The organism is Hahella sp. NBU794 (assembly GCF_050749805.1).
GTDB lineage: Bacteria > Pseudomonadota > Gammaproteobacteria > Pseudomonadales > Oleiphilaceae > Hahella.
In genome coordinates this window covers 272990-288975 of sequence record NZ_CP192738.1, presented here as the reverse complement: position 1 = coordinate 288975, position 15986 = coordinate 272990, and the positions used below count along the sequence as shown (strand labels likewise).

The 15986-nt window shown below is 58.5% G+C and carries 13 protein-coding genes; 4 read left to right on the top strand and 9 right to left on the bottom strand.

Features of this window, described 5'->3' with window-relative positions:
- Nucleotides 1-133 precede the first annotated feature (133 nt).
- The 7 genes from ACQYWX_RS01270 to ACQYWX_RS01240 all read right to left on the bottom strand — a co-directional run bounded on the left by ACQYWX_RS01270 (nt 134) and on the right by ACQYWX_RS01240 (nt 8082).
- Nucleotides 134-1507: a DUF58 domain-containing protein gene (locus tag ACQYWX_RS01270; protein ID WP_431687617.1), complete on the bottom strand. Its 1374-nt coding sequence runs from the start codon at nt 1505-1507 to the stop codon at nt 134-136.
- Nucleotides 1504-2487, bottom strand: a complete 984-nt coding sequence (locus tag ACQYWX_RS01265) for an AAA family ATPase (RefSeq protein WP_216735457.1) — start codon at nt 2485-2487, stop codon at nt 1504-1506. Before ACQYWX_RS01265 ends, ACQYWX_RS01270 begins: the two co-directional genes overlap by 4 nt.
- Nucleotides 2484-3716: a DUF4350 domain-containing protein gene (locus ACQYWX_RS01260; RefSeq protein ID WP_279500285.1), complete on the bottom strand. Its 1233-nt coding sequence runs from the start codon at nt 3714-3716 to the stop codon at nt 2484-2486. The genes ACQYWX_RS01265 and ACQYWX_RS01260 overlap by 4 nt, the downstream gene beginning before the upstream one ends.
- A complete protein-coding gene (locus tag ACQYWX_RS01255) occupies nt 3703-5289 on the bottom strand; it encodes a DUF4129 domain-containing protein (protein ID WP_216735455.1) in 1587 nt (528 codons plus the stop codon). The genes ACQYWX_RS01260 and ACQYWX_RS01255 overlap by 14 nt, the downstream gene beginning before the upstream one ends.
- Entirely contained in the window at nt 5276-6241 is a 966-nt protein-coding gene (locus ACQYWX_RS01250; protein ID WP_216735454.1) for a stage II sporulation protein M, read from the bottom strand. Before ACQYWX_RS01250 ends, ACQYWX_RS01255 begins: the two co-directional genes overlap by 14 nt.
- Nucleotides 6238-6993, bottom strand: a complete 756-nt coding sequence (locus ACQYWX_RS01245; RefSeq protein WP_216735453.1) for an RDD family protein — start codon at nt 6991-6993, stop codon at nt 6238-6240. The genes ACQYWX_RS01250 and ACQYWX_RS01245 overlap by 4 nt, the downstream gene beginning before the upstream one ends.
- 162 nt (nt 6994-7155) lie before the next feature.
- Entirely contained in the window at nt 7156-8082 is a 927-nt protein-coding gene (locus tag ACQYWX_RS01240) for a DMT family transporter (RefSeq protein ID WP_431687616.1), read from the bottom strand.
- A gap of 131 nt (nt 8083-8213) precedes the next feature.
- Between ACQYWX_RS01240 and ACQYWX_RS01235 the strand changes: the two genes are divergently transcribed.
- Both ACQYWX_RS01235 and ACQYWX_RS01230 read left to right on the top strand, forming a co-directional pair.
- A complete protein-coding gene (locus ACQYWX_RS01235; RefSeq protein WP_431687615.1) occupies nt 8214-9116 on the top strand; it encodes an SDR family oxidoreductase in 903 nt (300 codons plus the stop codon).
- 116 nt (nt 9117-9232) lie between these two features.
- Nucleotides 9233-10657, top strand: coding sequence for an HDOD domain-containing protein (locus ACQYWX_RS01230; RefSeq protein WP_279500293.1), 1425 nt, complete (start codon nt 9233-9235; stop codon nt 10655-10657).
- On the opposite strand, the gene ACQYWX_RS01225 is transcribed toward ACQYWX_RS01230, so the two are convergent.
- Together ACQYWX_RS01225 and ACQYWX_RS01220 are read right to left on the bottom strand one after the other, a co-directional pair.
- Nucleotides 10647-12203, bottom strand: a complete 1557-nt coding sequence (locus tag ACQYWX_RS01225) for a methyl-accepting chemotaxis protein (RefSeq protein WP_216735449.1) — start codon at nt 12201-12203, stop codon at nt 10647-10649. The genes ACQYWX_RS01230 and ACQYWX_RS01225 overlap by 11 nt on opposite strands.
- Before the next feature lie 86 nt (nt 12204-12289).
- Nucleotides 12290-13279, bottom strand: coding sequence for a GlxA family transcriptional regulator (locus ACQYWX_RS01220; protein ID WP_431687614.1), 990 nt, complete (start codon nt 13277-13279; stop codon nt 12290-12292).
- 155 nt (nt 13280-13434) lie between these two features.
- Between ACQYWX_RS01220 and ACQYWX_RS01215 the strand changes: the two genes are divergently transcribed.
- Together ACQYWX_RS01215 and ACQYWX_RS01210 are read left to right on the top strand one after the other, a co-directional pair.
- On the top strand, nt 13435-14022 hold the full coding sequence (locus tag ACQYWX_RS01215; protein WP_431687613.1) for a cysteine hydrolase family protein: 588 nt from the start codon (nt 13435-13437) through the stop codon (nt 14020-14022).
- 517 nt (nt 14023-14539) lie between these two features.
- Nucleotides 14540-15799: an ABC transporter substrate-binding protein gene (locus ACQYWX_RS01210; RefSeq protein WP_431687612.1), complete on the top strand. Its 1260-nt coding sequence runs from the start codon at nt 14540-14542 to the stop codon at nt 15797-15799.
- Nucleotides 15800-15986: the final 187 nt, after the last annotated feature.

Sequence of the window (15986 nt, the reverse complement as noted above, 5' to 3'; positions counted from 1 at the left end):
CTGGCCGCCGCGCAGGCGCATCCTTGCGCCTCTTTATTAACACGCCATTAACATACGAATATTATTACTACGCGAATAAATGCTTGGACAGATGAAAGCATAGCAGAGCCCACCCCGAAGCGCGTCAAGGGGGCTAGAGGTAGCCCGCCCGCTTGATGGAAAAGTAGCTGTTGATAACCTGGGCGGTGAGCTTGCTGGGGGCGCAATCTACGAAAAACAGACCTTGTGCGCGCAGTTTTTCCTGTAGCTTGTCCCGCTGGCGCAGATAATCCACCACCCCGGCGTAAACCACCGCCTGATCGAAATTGCGCACGTCCTCCGCAAGCGTCCGATCCAGGGTTTCCTCACGCAGATTCGCCACTAGCACCAAATGACGCTTTTGCAGCAGGCGACAGGCGTTGATGATGTCGTCGCTGTCCTCTTCCCTCAGGTTGGTGGTGAGCACCACCAGAGAACGCTTGCGATATCGCTGCATTAACTCGCGGGCCGCCTCCAGATAATCCGGCGCGGACTTATCCGGGTAAAAGTCGTAGAAGTGGTTGATCAGACGATTGATATTGGTGGCGCCTTTGATTGGCGACGCATGCTTTACGGAAGCGCCGAAACTCATCATGCCCACCGCGTCGCCTTGACGTAAGGCGACATAAGACAACATCAGCAAACAGTTCAGACAGTGGTCGAAGTGCGTACTCACGCCATCCTGCGTCAGCATACGGCGACCGCCATCCAGCAGCAGTATGACCTGCTGATCGCGCTCGTCCTGATACTCCCGGGAAATCAATTTCTGGCGACGGGAAGTGGCTTTCCAGTCGATCTGCCGCTGCGAATCTCCCTGCCGGTATTCCCGCAACTGATGGAAATCCATGCCTTCGCCGCGACGCGGCTTGCGGCGGATGCCCATCTGGCTGGTGTGATTGTCCGTGGCCAGCAATTGATAACCTTCAATGGAGGCGAAGTCTGGAAACACCTTGGCGGAGGTTTCCACGACATGAGTCTGGCGCAACAGCCAGAATCCCGCCACCGAGCGTACGCGGACTTCCGCCCGGGTTAATTCCAGGGGGCCGCGGCGACGGGGCCGCAGTCGATACTCCACGGTTGTGCGGTGACCCGGCTCCATTGGCACAACCAAGGGCAGTCCTTCGAACTCACAATCCACCGGAATATGGTCGTGCACTTCCAGCGTGGCCGCGTAAGGAAAGTCATGAGTTATAGTGAACTTGACGGGAATCCACTGATCCAGCGCCAGATTGTGGCGCACTTCCCGGTGAATCTGCGCCGACGGCAGACGCCAGGACACGAATAGATCCGCCGCCAGCAGCAGGACCGCCACCGTCGCCAGCCCCATCAGCACATTGAAAAAGCCCTCGCCGACCTCGCTCCCTGGCGCCGGCAGCCAATCGCCGTCGCCTGTCCACAGCTCATAGCCCTGCCAGCACAGCAGAGCAAGCGTAACGGCGAGCCCGCAGTAAAGTAACTGCGGACTGGGTTGCACCCCTCTGCGTTTCATTTACGAGGGGCCTCAATCTCTTCCAGCATACCGGCGAGGAGTTTATCGACGCTGACGCCTTCGATCTCCATGTCTGCGGATAGCAGCAAACGATGACGCAGCACCGCTGGGGCCAGTAATTTAACGTCATCGGGCAGGATATAGGGACGCCCTTCCATCAACGCCCTCGCTTTCGCTGCGCGGATCAGATTGATGCTGCCGCGCGGACCCGCTCCGCGGGCGACGCCCGGCCATTCACGAGTGGCGCGGGTAATGCGCACGGCGTAATCCACCACTGCGTCATCCGCCAGAATTTGCCAGGCCGCCGCCTGCCAGGCGCCGACTTCTTCCGGCGTGGTCAGAGCGCTGACCCGGGCCAGATAATCCACTTTGGCGCCGCGGCTGTCATTGACCTGACGTACGATAGAGGCTTCATTTTCCGCGCTGGGGAACTCGATCAACAGCTTCATGATGAAACGGTCCAGCTCCGCTTCCGGCAGCGGATAAGTGCCTTCCTGCTCAATCGGGTTCTGGGTCGCCAGCACCATAAACGGCGTGGGCACCGGGAAAGACGTGCCATCGATAGTGACCTGATATTCCTGCATCACTTCCAGCAGCGCCGCCTGGGTTTTGGCGGGAGCGCGGTTGATCTCGTCGGCCAGCAGCAGGTTGGTGAACGCCGGCCCTTTGCGGATTTTGAAGCTTTGCGTTTCCATGTGGTACATGGAGTGGCCGGTCACGTCGCTGGGCATCAGGTCGGGAGTGAACTGAATGCGTCCGAATTTGCCCTGGAAGGTTTTCGCCAGCGCCCGCACCAGCAGCGTCTTGCCCAGACCGGGAACGCCTTCGATCAGCACGTGTCCGCCGGCCACCAGGGCGATCAGGGTATGTTCGATAATGTCGGACTGCCCCACTATCGCCTTTTCCAGCTCAGACTTCAGAGTCTGCAGTTGCTGGCTGATGGATTGCAGTTGGGATTCTTCGATGTGGGCTTCACTCATAACTTATCCTTTATTCGCTTCAACGCTCGAATAATATTGACAAAACTTACCGGATCATTGGGTATCGGGCCGAACAGGGCCGCTTCCACCGCTTGTTCATTCATTTGAAAATGCTTGGCCAGCTGGGCGATCTGAACCGATTGCTCCAGCCGCGTAATATGCTGCAGCCGCTTGGAAATCGCCTGCCAGGTTTCCGCTCTGACGCTTTCCACCAGAGCCTGCCCTTTATCCATACGCCACAGGAAACGGGCGCTGGCGGCGATATGCTCAAGAATCTGGCGCTGGGTTCCCGGCTCTTCATCCCGCAACGGACCGAAGCGCATGCCCCGATACCACAGCCACAAAAACAGCGTCAGCGCTCCTACCGCAATCGCCGCATAGAAGTGACGCCAGAGCACGGACCCCAGACTGGGGAAGTCCCGGTTGTAATAGAAATGCATAACCCCGCTGTCTCCCGGAGCCATTTGCCACAGCATGTAGGCGTGGTCCTGGCAGCCGATAGCGAAGTTCTTCCACATATCCAGGCTGACCATGTAGGTCACCATGCCGTCGCCATATTCGTACTGCAGCATGCGCGAGGCGCCATCCGGGCCGACGGAGGCGTAAAGATAATCGTCCTGACCATAAAGCGTATCGTTGGACAGGAAATGCACGCCAATGGTGTTTTCATCACCCTCGAACGAGAATTCCGCCTGGGGATACAGCATGGGGCATAGATCTGCTTGCGTGATGCCGACATACCCGCCAATAGTGCTAATGGCGCCCCACAGCTCCTCGTCGAAGTCGCCCTGACCATTGCGCTCCACTTCCACACCGAACTCTTCGAAAATCGGGTCCTGGATTTTTTCCATGCCCTTGAGGTAGGGGTTCTTCGCCGTCACCATCAGGTGACCGCCGCGCTCCACCCACTCCAACAGCGTTTGCGCCCGTTTTTGTGACAGCGAGCCGTAAGCGTCCACCAGCACAATGGCGTCGTCTGTAGACGTTTTCAGCGCAAAATCCGGGTTATCGAAGTCGCGGAAGCTGGGATTGCTCTCCAGCTTATAGCCGCGTTTTTCAATGAATATCTGCGCCGCCAGGAAAGGCTCCCGGCGGGCTTTCTCATTCGGCCCCAGGTCGCGCTCGTACTCGATCCACTCCAGTCCCTGATACCAATAGACGCCCAATGCCACCAGCACCAATACAGCGACGGCGATACCGATAGCGGCGAAGGAATTACTGCGCTGCATGGTCGCCTCCTTCCCGCTCTACATCAAACACGTTGGTCCAGCCCCGGCATAGCTCCTGAAAATGCTCGGCAGTGGGCAGTTCGTGAGCGTAGGCCAGATGCTGCCAGACCCGGGTCAAAACCGCGAAATAGTCGCTGAGCGCGCCGCCTTGACGCCGCTTCACCATCGCCACGCAATCTCCTTCGGTGGCGCCGCGATTCAAACGCAGACCATGGCGATGCACCAAACGAGACAGGCCGCCGCGGTATAACAGACCCAGGGCATCCCGATGTCGCCCTTGCTCCCACAGCGCCCAGGCCTCGTCGGCTAATTGCGGCGGCAGGGACTCTTCACGGATATCAAGATCAAACACGTGGGTCGGCTTGCTCTTCTCCTTACGCTCGATGCGGGGCATCCATGACAACGCCAGGATGGAGTCCCGATAGCGATACAGCAGATATAAAATCAGGCCGATCAGCGTCGCCCAGATCAGCAATTTGAAGATCTGGGCGAAGGATTCGCCAAAGGAAAAGTTGGAACCTTTGAAGTCGTCCAACTGCTTTTCGCGCTTTTCTTCCTGGCGGTCTTCCCACTCTTTCCAGAACTTGGGCGCCTCTTTCTTGACGATATTACGGAAGTCCGGTCCTTTCAGAATCTTCTCGATATCTTCTTTCGCCTTGTCCGGGGTCAGCGCTGATCTTTCCTCGTCCCAGCTTTGGCTGTCCGCCGTTTCAGCCTGTTCCGTCGCCGTCTCTGCGCGAACGGAACCAGAGGGAGGAAGCGCCAGGGCGCCCAACGCCAGGACCAGACACATTGCCTGCGTCACCCGACGCGCAGCCCCGCCTTCGCCGGGCTGAACCGATCCCTTACCATCATCCAGTCGCTGTCCCAGCTGACGGAAAATCAGCTCAAGATCCCAGCCTTCCAGGGTAATGCGGCGATTCAGGTACAAAGAGAAACCACTGGCGGCGTATATAGGGCCGACTAAGGTCATGCCGATGAAGTAACAGGCCGTGTACAGCGGCGCAGCTTCTAAAACGGTCTCCCACTCCAGTTGCACGCCTTGTGGAATGAACATAACGACCAGCCCCACCGCGGCGAGCATCAAAAAGTTCTCCAGATGCACGCCGACAATAGTGACCCAGAAGCTGACCGACGCCGCATTATCGCGATGCAGCACCGTCATACGCTGCTGTCGGTTTTTGCCTTTCAGGCCTTCCAACTGAATCACAGGCAAATCGAACGAGCGGGTCGGACTGAAGCGCCGCCAGGTCAGCGTGGCGAAACATTGCAGAAACATCAGCTTCGACGTTTGCCGCAGGGTTTCCTTTATCGTCGGGGGCGCGCCGAACACCGCGCGGCTCAAGAAATAAAGCTGCCCACGCTCAAACAGCGGCTTCACCCACCACACGGCGATACTGACGTAGTTAATGTCGTCAATCAGTAACCAGCACAACGCCACCACCGGCGTCATCGTCAACAGCCATACTGCGTAGAGCTGCTTCCACCAGCGACGTACAAACTGACACCCCAGGTCCACCGCTTCGTAGTGGTCCCTGGGGCGTAAACGGAAATTGATATTAGCGGGGTTCACGCACCCTCCCGCTGAACACAAAATAACAGGTCACCAACGCCCACATCACAGCGCCTACGCTATATTTCACCGCCACTGGCATGGTGTGATCCGACGACCAGAACGCTTCAATAAAAGCGGCGATCAATAGCATGCCCACCATGCCAAACAGAATGGGCGTGCACGCTTTGGCCGACCGCTTCAGTGACTCCAGGCGGGAGAGATTGCCGGGAGATAACAGAGAAAAGCCCAGCTTAATGCCCGCCGCCCCGGAAAACACTATCGCCGTGAGCTCAAAGGCGCCATGGGCGATAACGAAGGTCCAGAACGGCTCGGTGTAACCAATCTCCGTCAAGTGTCCGGCGACGGCGCCCATATGGATGCCGTTGTAAATCAAAAAGAACAGGCTGCCCAGGGTATACAGAATGCCGGTGGCGAAGGTGCGGAATGCGATACCGATGTTGTTATAGATGTAAAAACCGAACATCTGCACGTCGGTAGACGCTTCTCGCGGCCGCCCCAAGCGTTCTGAGGTGGGATCGTACATCGCTTCGTAGGAAGCGACATCATGCGGGTCCAGCACCAGATTCACTAGATCCGGCTGCAGTTTGATGGCGATGATCAGCACGATGAACGGCAGGTACAACAGAGCGCTGGCCAACCAGACATATTGCTGATTGGCGCGCACCGCCTGGGGAAAGTCATAGCGGATAAACCCAAGAAAGCTCAGCCAGAAATGACTGGGGCGACGGTACAACATCTGATGTCCGCGCAGCATCAGATCATTCAAATAGGAAATCAGGTGCGGCGAATAGCTGCGATGACGCGCGACGGACAAGTGCTGACACAGTCGCCGGTAGGAACTGGCGAAATTGCGATAGCCTGTTGTATCGCCTGTCTCCAGCCTTTGCAGTAATACTGCGTACTCGCTCCAAAAATGCTGCTGTTGGCGCTCAAATACGTCCTGCTTCACTGCCGCTCCTCAGGTGGTTGCGCGATGGATGATGACGGCTCCGGTGCGAAAGGCTCCCGCACAGGCTCGGGTCCCGGCGTTTTACCCAGCAGATAGTTCGCCATCTGATTGAGATTAACGACCGCCGCCTCGTCTTTTTCGTGATGCAACGGCTCCAGAATGTTGGCCAGCTCTTGGCGACGCGCCTGGGACAGCACGCCCGCCCGTTGCGCAAACTGCACGATGGCCTTCTGCTCTTCCGGTTTGAGGGGAACGCTCGGCGCCCGCACGCCCGGCTCCGCCAGCGCCGTCAGGGTCTCCGGGCGACGCGCCCTGACCACCACCGTGCCGGCGGCGATGTCGCCCAGACGCTTGAATTGCTTGTTGCACATCATGGACACCAGCCCCAACGCGTAAAACACAGGCAGAATGTCCGCCGTGCGCAGGAGATTGCGCAACAAGGAAGAAGAAAAGGTAATGGGCGCGCCGTCATCGTGTACGACGATAAGGTTCATCCACTTTTTGCCCGGCGTCGCGGCCCGGTAGACCTCAAACAACACCGGGTAAAACCACTCCAGCACGAAGTAAATAATCAGCGAGATGCCGACGCCGGCTTCTCCAAAAATAGACAGGACAATCATACAGGCCAGGACAACACCCAGCCGAATGAGGAAGTCGGCCATGTACGCCAGCGCGCGGGAAAGCGGCCCGGCGGGAGTGAGATCGAAATCCACGCCTTCCGGCGTTTCTATTGCGATGGAAGTATCCAGCATCCCGGCTTAATCACCTTACTAAGGAGTACATCAAAAAGGGCCCCGTATTTTACAGTAGTTGGCGGACTTGCATAGCCCAATGGGCGTTTCGCACAGCCCAAAGGGCGTCTCGCGCAGTCCAACAGGCGTTTCCAGGCGTTGTGCTCGGTGCGAATGGCCTGCTCAGGAGCCTGCCGCGCCTGAATCCAGCAACTCTCTCTCACGGTTGCGGCCACGGTTGAAATTCAGCTGCGAAACTATCATGCCGGCCAGCATAAGACCACATCCGTAAATGGCTTTTTCGTCCAGGACTTCCTGCAGCATCAGCCACCCTCCCAGCACCGCGAAAACCGTCTCCAGACTGATGATGATGGCGACCCGCGTCGCCGGCGCATGCTGCTGGCCGATCACTTGCAAAGTATAGGCGATTCCCACGGACATGAAGCCCGCATAGGCGATTGACCAGGACGCGCCCCACAGCCCGCTCCAGGTGGGCGTTTCAATGGCGAACGCCACGGCCCAGCTCACCAGGCCGCAGACCAGAAACTGCACGATGGAAATATGCAAAGGGTTAAAACGGGGAGACAGCCATCCGATCATCAATACATGTCCCGCCCAGAAACCGGCGCCGATCAGTTGCAGGGAGTCGCCATAGGAGACGGTAAAGTCTTCGCGCACGCTGAGGTAGAACAGGCCAATGACGCACAGCACGGCGCCAAACCATATTTTGGCCTCGGCGCGCTGTCCCCAGCATAACGCGATCAGTGGCACCAGAATGATATACAACCCGGTTATGAAACCCGCCTTACCGGCGGTGGTGTACTGCAGCCCCACCTGTTGCAGCGAGGCGCCGGCGAACAGAAAGAAGCCCGCCAGACAGCTTCCCAGCAACAGACCTTTGGCCTTGGGTTTGGCCGGAGCCACCCGCTGCAAACGCGGCAATATAATGAGCAGAGGAATCAGTGACAGACCGCCGAGCACAAAGCGGGCGGCGTTGAAAGTAAAGGGGCCTACGTGCTCCATGCCCGCCACCTGGGCGACAAAGGCGAATCCCCAAATCGCCGCCGCGACAATCAACATCGCTTCCGAACGATACGCGCCGACTCTCATCAACTACCTCCATAATCCCCAGGGAAAATATAAAAGTCCAAAGGCCGCAAACAAACCGCCGATTGTATCACAACCGCCTTAAATGGCAGACTTGCCGTTAACAGGCTCAGGCCAAAAAACAAGGGACTTCCATGCAACTTTTTTCCAACGAAGCCAAAAAACCCAGAGTGCTGGTCACCGGCGCCAGCGGCTTTTTAGGCGCGCATATCTGCCGGGCGCTGAATCAGGATTACGAAGTGCTCGCGCAGAGCCATCATTTGACATTGCCGGAGGACTTGGCGCCGTTTCGAGTGCGCCAGGATCTGTGTGACGCAGAGCTGACGCAGGCCATGTTCCGCAATCTGACGCCGGACGCCGTGATCCACGCCGCCGCCTTGTCCGATCCCAATACCTGCCAGCAGCAACCGGAACGCTCTCTGCAGGTGAACGTGGAAGCGACGCGTCTGCTCGCCGCCTTATGCGCGGAGAGAAATATACCGCTGCTGTTCACCTCCACCGATCTGGTGTTCGATGGCCGCCAGGGCGTATACCGGGAAAGCGATCCGGTGAGCCCCATCAATCGCTATGGCGAGCACAAGGTGTTGGCGGAAGAGTCGATCCGCGAACGCCATCCCCTCGCCACCATTGTGCGCCTGCCCTGGATGTTCGGGCTGGGTCTGCTCAAGCCTAGCGGCGTGACGCAATGGCTGGAGCGCCTGCGTCAGGGCGACGCACTCACCGGCTTTGTCGACGAATATCGCTCCGCCGTGGATTACGCCACCGCCGCCCAGGGCATCGTGCGCTTTTTCCAGATGCAACAGGGCCTGACTCTGCATCTGGGCGGTATTGAAACTGTCTCCCGTCATCACTTTCTCAAGGCGCTGGCGCGCACGTTCGAACTTGATGAAGACCTGGTTCAGGAACAAAAACAAAGGGATGTCATCATGCCGGCCAAGCGCCCCCGCGACGTCAGTCTGGACAGCCGCCGCGCCAGGGGACTTGGCTATAAGACCCCGTTCATGGATGAAATGCTGGCGGAATTGCGCAACATTTAGTCACTTTTAAACGCAAATCTGCACAGAGTTCTCACCTTCCGTACAAGTCCGGTTGCAAAACCGTTACGGAATTCCCCTGTTGCGCCGGTCATACTGAGCGACAGGGGGGACCTTTAATGATCGCCAAGAATTGCCAAGCCTGGGTCGACTTTCTGAGCCGAGTCGAATTGCCCGTACTTTCTGAAACCATGCGGGAAATCAACGAGCTCACCGCTACCGGCGACTGTTCCGTACAGCAGCTGGCGGACGTCGTTTTGAAAGACGCCGACCTGACTTCGCAAGTCATTCGTCAGTCCAACACCGCCTTTTATAATCCATCCTGTCAGCCGGTCAGCACCATCAGTCGCTCCATTATGCTGCTGGGATTCGAAACCGTTCGCTCAATCGCCGTGTCATCCCTGGTGATTGACGCGCTGTTAAGCAAATCGCCGCGCATCCATTTGCAGAAAAGTCTGGCCCGCGCGCTGCATGCGGCAGTGCAGGCCAAGCGTCTGCTGGGCAAATTTACGCCCTCGCGCAGTGAAGAGATTTTTATCGCCGCGTTGCTCAGCAATATCGGCGAACTGGCGTTCTGGTCCTGCCGCACGCCGCAGGCGGACGCCCTTGACGAACTGCTGGTGCGGGAAGAGCCGGTCACCGCCCAGAAACAGGTTCTCGGCGCCACCTTCCCCGCTATCACCCGCGGTCTGGTGGACTGCTGGAAACTGGGACCGCTGCTGCAGGCGGTGGTCAGTGGCAACAAAGCGGACAACCAGATGGTGACGCTGATCCGCAGTATCGTTGGACTGGTGGAAGAGGCCGAACAGGGCTGGAATTCCCCCACATTGCGGCAGTCCATCAACCATGTCGCCTCGCAACTGAACGAGCAGCCGGACAACCTGGAGCAGCGCCTGAAAACCAATGCTCAGGAGGCGGCCAAAATCGCCGCAGCCATCGGCATGAAACAGATCGTCAATCATATCCCCGGTCATAACGCCCGCTACGCCGGCGAGCAGACGCCGCCGCAACCTGCGGACCCAACGTTGCAGTTGCAGATTCTGCGCGACCTGTCGGTGATGCTGACGGAAAAGCCCGACATCAACTTGATACTGATGACGGTGGTGGAAGGCCTGCATCGCGCCGTCGGCCTGACCCGCGTGGCGCTGCTGATGACTGATCGCAGCCAGAAACAACTGGTTCCGAAGAAGGTGCTGGGACCACATACCGATCACTGGAAAGAAAACTTCTGCGTCAATCTGGAGTCCGACAGCCTGCTCGCCGCCATGGCGAAAGCGCTGCAAAGCGGCTGTTTCACCAATGCGGACGATCCCGCCTGGCGGATTCTGCGGGGACCGGATTTCGACCGCCTGATCGGTCGCACGCCGAGCATGTTCACCCCGCTGCGCGTAGGTCCGCGCATTGTCGGACTGATTTACGCCGATAACGCAGACTGTCGCACGCGTCCGTCCCCGGAGCAGTTTTTTTCCTTCTGCCACTTCACCCAGCAGGCCCAGCTTGGCTTGTTGCAGTTAACCGAGCAGACGCAAAACCCTAGTTCTTAAAACGGGTCACCAGTTCATACAAATTAGCGGCCACGCCCCGCAGTTGCTCAATGCTGGCGGTGGATTCTCCCGCAGCGGTGGAGCTCGCCTCCGCCAAGTCGGAGATGTTCACCACTTGGCGGTTAACCTCCTCCGCCGCCTGCGCCTGCTGCTCCGCCGTCGCCGCCATTTGGATCGCCATGCCGGCGATAGCGCTGACGGCGTCGGCGATGCCGCTCAACATGGTTTCCGCTTCGATCATCTTCTCCAGACCTGAGCCCGCGCTGGCCTTGCCCCTCTCCGCCACCGCGACGGAACGCTGCGCCAATGCCGTGAGCGTTTCAATAATCTGATGGATTTCTTTGGTCGATTCCTGCGTACGCTGGGCCAGATGCCGCACTTCGTCGGCCACCACAGAAAATCCGCGTCCCTGCTCTCCCGCCCGCGCCGCTTCAATGGCCGCATTCAAGGCCAGGAGATTGGTCTGCTCCGCCACCTGATTGATCATCTGCGCCACCTGGGCGATCTGTTTCGACTGCGACGCCAGCTCCAGCACCGAACCGCCGATTTCCTCCACGACGCCGTGTAATTCTTCGATCGCCCGACGCGTTCCCACCGCCACTTCACGGCCATTTTTGGCCAGCTCGGAAGACTCTTCCGCTTTGTCCGCGGTTTCCTGCACATGCTCTGAAACGGAGCTGATCGCACTGGTCATTTGCTGCATGGCCGCCGCCACTTCCTGGGTTTCCCGTTGTTGGTCGCGCAGACGCTCTCTGGCCATTTCCGCCCTATGCAGCCCCTCTCCCGAGCGTTCGAACATCCGGGCGGACTCCGCCTCGATACGGGTCAATACCGCGTCCAGACGCGCTTTCAAACTCATGATGGCCACCGCCAGCGCGCCCTCTTCCGGGTCGCCGTCGGTATAGGAAAGCACCGCCAGGGGATGACTGAATGAGCGCTCCAGCAGTTTTTGCAGCGTAGCGACCAGATGTTTGCGTCGGTAGGCGGCCATGCCGGCGCAGAGCAACATCACCGCCAGCAACGCCGGTCCCGCCCAGCCGGACACGGCGCCCATTATCCAGGCGATCAGATACGCCAGGGTCGCGGCCACAGGCGCCACGTACTCCAACGGCGGCGGACGCCACCCCCGCGCTTTGCCTCCTTGATTGATCTTGCGATACAAGGCTTCCGCACGTTCAACATCCTTGCGGGCGGGACAGGTGCGCACCGACTCATAGCCGACCACCCGGTTATTCTCGGTCACCGGGGTGACGTAGGCGTTCACCCAGTAATAATCACCGCTCTTGGCCCGGTTTTTCACCAGCCCCATCCAGGGCTTTCCCGCTTGCAGACACTCCCACATGACCTTGAACGCCGCAGGCGGCATATCCGGGTGACGGATCAGGTTATGGGGCTTGCCGATCAACTCTTCTCTGGTGTATCCGCTGATCGTCACAAACACATCGTTGCAATGGGTGATGACGCCTTTCAGATCCGTGGCGGACACCAGCTTTTGCTCCGGCGTGAATTTGATTTCTTTCATTGTGACAGGAAGGTTCTTTCGCATAGTCGCACCTTCGGTTGCTTGTATTTCTCAAACGTTTTGCAAGGCAAAACTGTTTTTCAAAATACAACTATAGCAACTGACTTTAATCAGGCAGGTTGGAAGCGCGCGCGGTATTCCGTCATGGTCAGGCCGGTGGCGAGTTTGAAAAGCTTGCGAAAGGAGCTGGGGTCTTCATAGCCGACATCCCAGATGATGCGCTCCACGGGGGTTACGCTGGTCTCCAGCAGTTCTCTGGCGCGCTGGATGCGAAGTTGCTGCACGTACTGCAGCGGCGACATCCCCAGGGCTTTGCGAAAACGGCGCTGCAGAGTGCGCTCGCCGACGCGGGCCACGGCGGCCATGTCTTCGAGGGCGACCTCCTCCGCCATATGCTCCTGCAGCCACAACTGTAATTTGCGCACCGCGCCATCGCCGTGAGAGAAGTCCGGGGCGAACAATTGATAATACTGCTGGCGGCGAGGGCCGGTATCCACCAGGAAGAACTTGCCCAGATTCATGGTCAGAGAGGCGGACGTCACCCGTTGAATCATGCGCAGGCCCAAATCCATCCAGGCGCTGACGCCGCCCGCGGTGACGATGTCGCCCTGATCCACCAGCAGCTCATCCTCCACCAGCTCCACCAACGGAAACATGGCCTGAAAATCCTTCGCCAGCCGCCAGTGGGTGGTGGCTTTGCGGCCATCCAGTAAACCGGCCCCCGCCAGCGCGAAGCTGCCTGCGCAGGCGGAGGTCATGATGGTTCCCTGCTCATGCAACGCCTGCAATCCGGTTGTCAGCGCCGGTTGGCGCCAGTCCACCGCCAGGGCGTCAAAACAGGGCGGTACGATCAACACATCCGGCGCCGTCTGCAGCGCCTCATGTAAAGGACGGGAGGCCAACCCCGGCTGGCTGGCGTCTTCTCCCGTGCGCCAGAAACTGATCTGCAACTCGGGCCAATGCGGCGACGCCGCCTGACGTCGATATTCTTCCGCCACGGATAACAAGTCTTTCAGTCCAAACACCGCCGACTGCATGGAAGTGGGATAAAGCAGCACGCCCACCTCGTAACGTTTGATGCCTGATTGGGTTTGCACCATGTCGTAATCCACCCCGCATTTGTCGTTTACGACATCAGCATACCTCGCGCCCAGTCCCTAAGATAGTCCTCAACCTGATCAGCCAGCCGAATCCCCATCAGCAATGCGGCGGCGCAGGCTACCTGAACCCTAAATGAAGATGAAAGGAGACGAATATGACTGCGACCAACCTGCCCGCGACTAGCCTACCCAATACGGCATTGCTTTTGATCGACATCCAGAACGACTACTTCCCTGGCGGCGCCATGGAGCTGCATCAATCCGAACAGGCCGCAGCGAAAGCCGCCAGCGTGTTGCGCGGATTCCGCCGCGCCGGCTTGCCGGTGATCCACGTCCAGCATGAAATGGTTGGCGACCGCGGCTTTTTTCTTCCCGGCACCGAAGGACAAAAGATTCACGCCTCCGTCACGCCAGAAGCGGATGAAACCGTCGTCGTGAAAAACTACCCCAGCAGCTTCCTTCGCACTGAACTGGATCAACTCTTGGAGAAGCAGGGCGTCAAGCATCTGGTGATCGTCGGCATGATGACTCACATGTGCGTCAACACCACGGTGCGCGCCGCAGCGGAGCATGGCTACGGCGTCACCCTGATCGGCGACGCCACCGCCACCCGCGACCTTATTCTCGACGGAGAAAGCGTTCCGGCGGAGCATGTGCAAAAGGCCATGCTCGCCAGCGTTATCGGTTTCTTCGCCGAGGTCACGACAGCGGATAGCTTTCTGCAACAACACAACCTGATCTAACTCCCTACCCTGTAAGAAAAAACAGAAAACCGGGCTGTCTGTCACATTCAGGCGGCCCGGCCGCATTTTCCGATTGCATTGCCGCCGCTTTTCATTACCTTTGCCGCCTGATGGAGAGAGTCGCCGCACATGACCGGCGTTTTACAGTATGGACAGTTCATGGACTGCCTGCAGATTACTTTCCCGAATGAAATTCCCCAAAAGCCGTAAGTCTTTTCCCCGTTTCCCCTTTAGCGTGGGGAGGTAGCCGCACAAAGCGCGCAAACCTGGCCGGACCGACTCTTTTCCTGTTGGAGCGTCGGCGGCGGGTACGGACGCCGGCCCGAATTGCACTTGCAGTTTGTCCGGGATGCAGGGAGGCAGGCGGGGAAAAGCGCCAGGGCTCGCCGCAGTGCGGGCGTTGCACGTTAAACGATTAAGAGGCCGGGCCGAAAGGCTGCGGCGTTGGGCGTCGTTTCGGAAATCAGCAGCGTGGCTCTATTGAACTGCAGTTTAAGTTCGCACGAGGATAAAACCCATGAATAAGAAAACGATCCTTCTCTCATTGGCGCTATGCTGGCAAAGCCAGGCCGCAACGGCCGGCGAAGTCGAGGTGCTGCACTACTGGACCTCCGGGGGGGAAGCCGCCGCCATCGACGTGCTGAAGGATCTGGTGAAAAAACGCGGACATACTTGGCGCGACTTCGTGGTGCCGGGCGGCGGCGGCGAGAGCGCTAACGCCGAACTGAAAAAACGCGTGATCCAGGGCGAACCGCCCGCTTCCGCCATGGTCAAGGGCCCAGATATCGAACGCTGGGCCAGATTGGGTTTTCTGCAGAATCTGGATGAATTGGCGCAAAAGCAGCACTGGGATGAAAAGCTTCCCCCTGTGATTGCAGACGTCGCGAAGTTTCGCGGCCATTACGTCTCCACGCCAGTGAACGTGCACCGGGTCAACTGGATGTGGATCAACAAGCGCATTCTCGATGATGTCGGCGTCGCCGTTCCCACCACCTGGGAAGAATTCGAAGCTGCGGCGAAAAAAATTCAGGCCAAAGGCTACCCGGTCATCGCCCATGGCGATCAATCCTGGCAGGACGCCACCGTGTTTGAGTCCGTCGCGCTGGCGGTGGGCGGCGAAGAGTTCTACCGTCTGGCCTTTGTAGAAAACGACTATGGCGTTATCAAAAGCGACACCATGACTAAAGTGCTGGCGCAGTTTCGTCGCCTGCAGCCTTATTTCAAGACCGACTTGAAGAGCCAGGATTGGAACGTCGCCACCCAGGCGGTCATCAATGGTCAAGCCGCGTTCCAGTTCATGGGCGACTGGGCCAAAGGCGAGTTTGAAAAAGCGGGCCAGAAAGCCGGTAAAGATTTCGTCTGCGCGCCCATGCCGGGCACGTCCAGCCAGTTTCTCTACAACATCGACACGCTGGTGATGTTCCAGCTCAAATCCGCAGACGCTCAAGCCGCCCAGCAGGACCTGGCGGACGCGATCATGAGCGAGACCTTCCAGAATGTTTTCAATCTGAAAAAAGGCTCCATCCCTGCGCGCATGGACGTCAGCCTGGATCAGTTCGACGACTGCGCCCGCCTGAGCCGCGCGGATTTTCTGGCGGCGGAGAAAAGCGGCGGCCTACTGCCCAGCATCGCCCACGGCATGGCCACTACCGCGCGGGTGCAGGAAGAGTTCTACGCCGTGTTGCATGAATTTCTGCACGATCCCGGCATGAGCCCGGAAAAAGCCACTGTCACTCTGGCGAAGCGCATGCGCTACGGCTCCTACGCCATCAACTGACGCCCTCCGCGGCGACACTGCCCGCCAACACCTCCGGGGGATGACCCCGGGGGCGTATTTTCATCTTTTTTACGCCGACCTGCGCCGCCAGCAAGGAGGATAAGACTGCGCCATCTCCTCCAGGGGGGATTTTAGGGGGGAATTTTACTGTCTGGATTTAAACGCCTTCCGTAGAAACTACGTAACC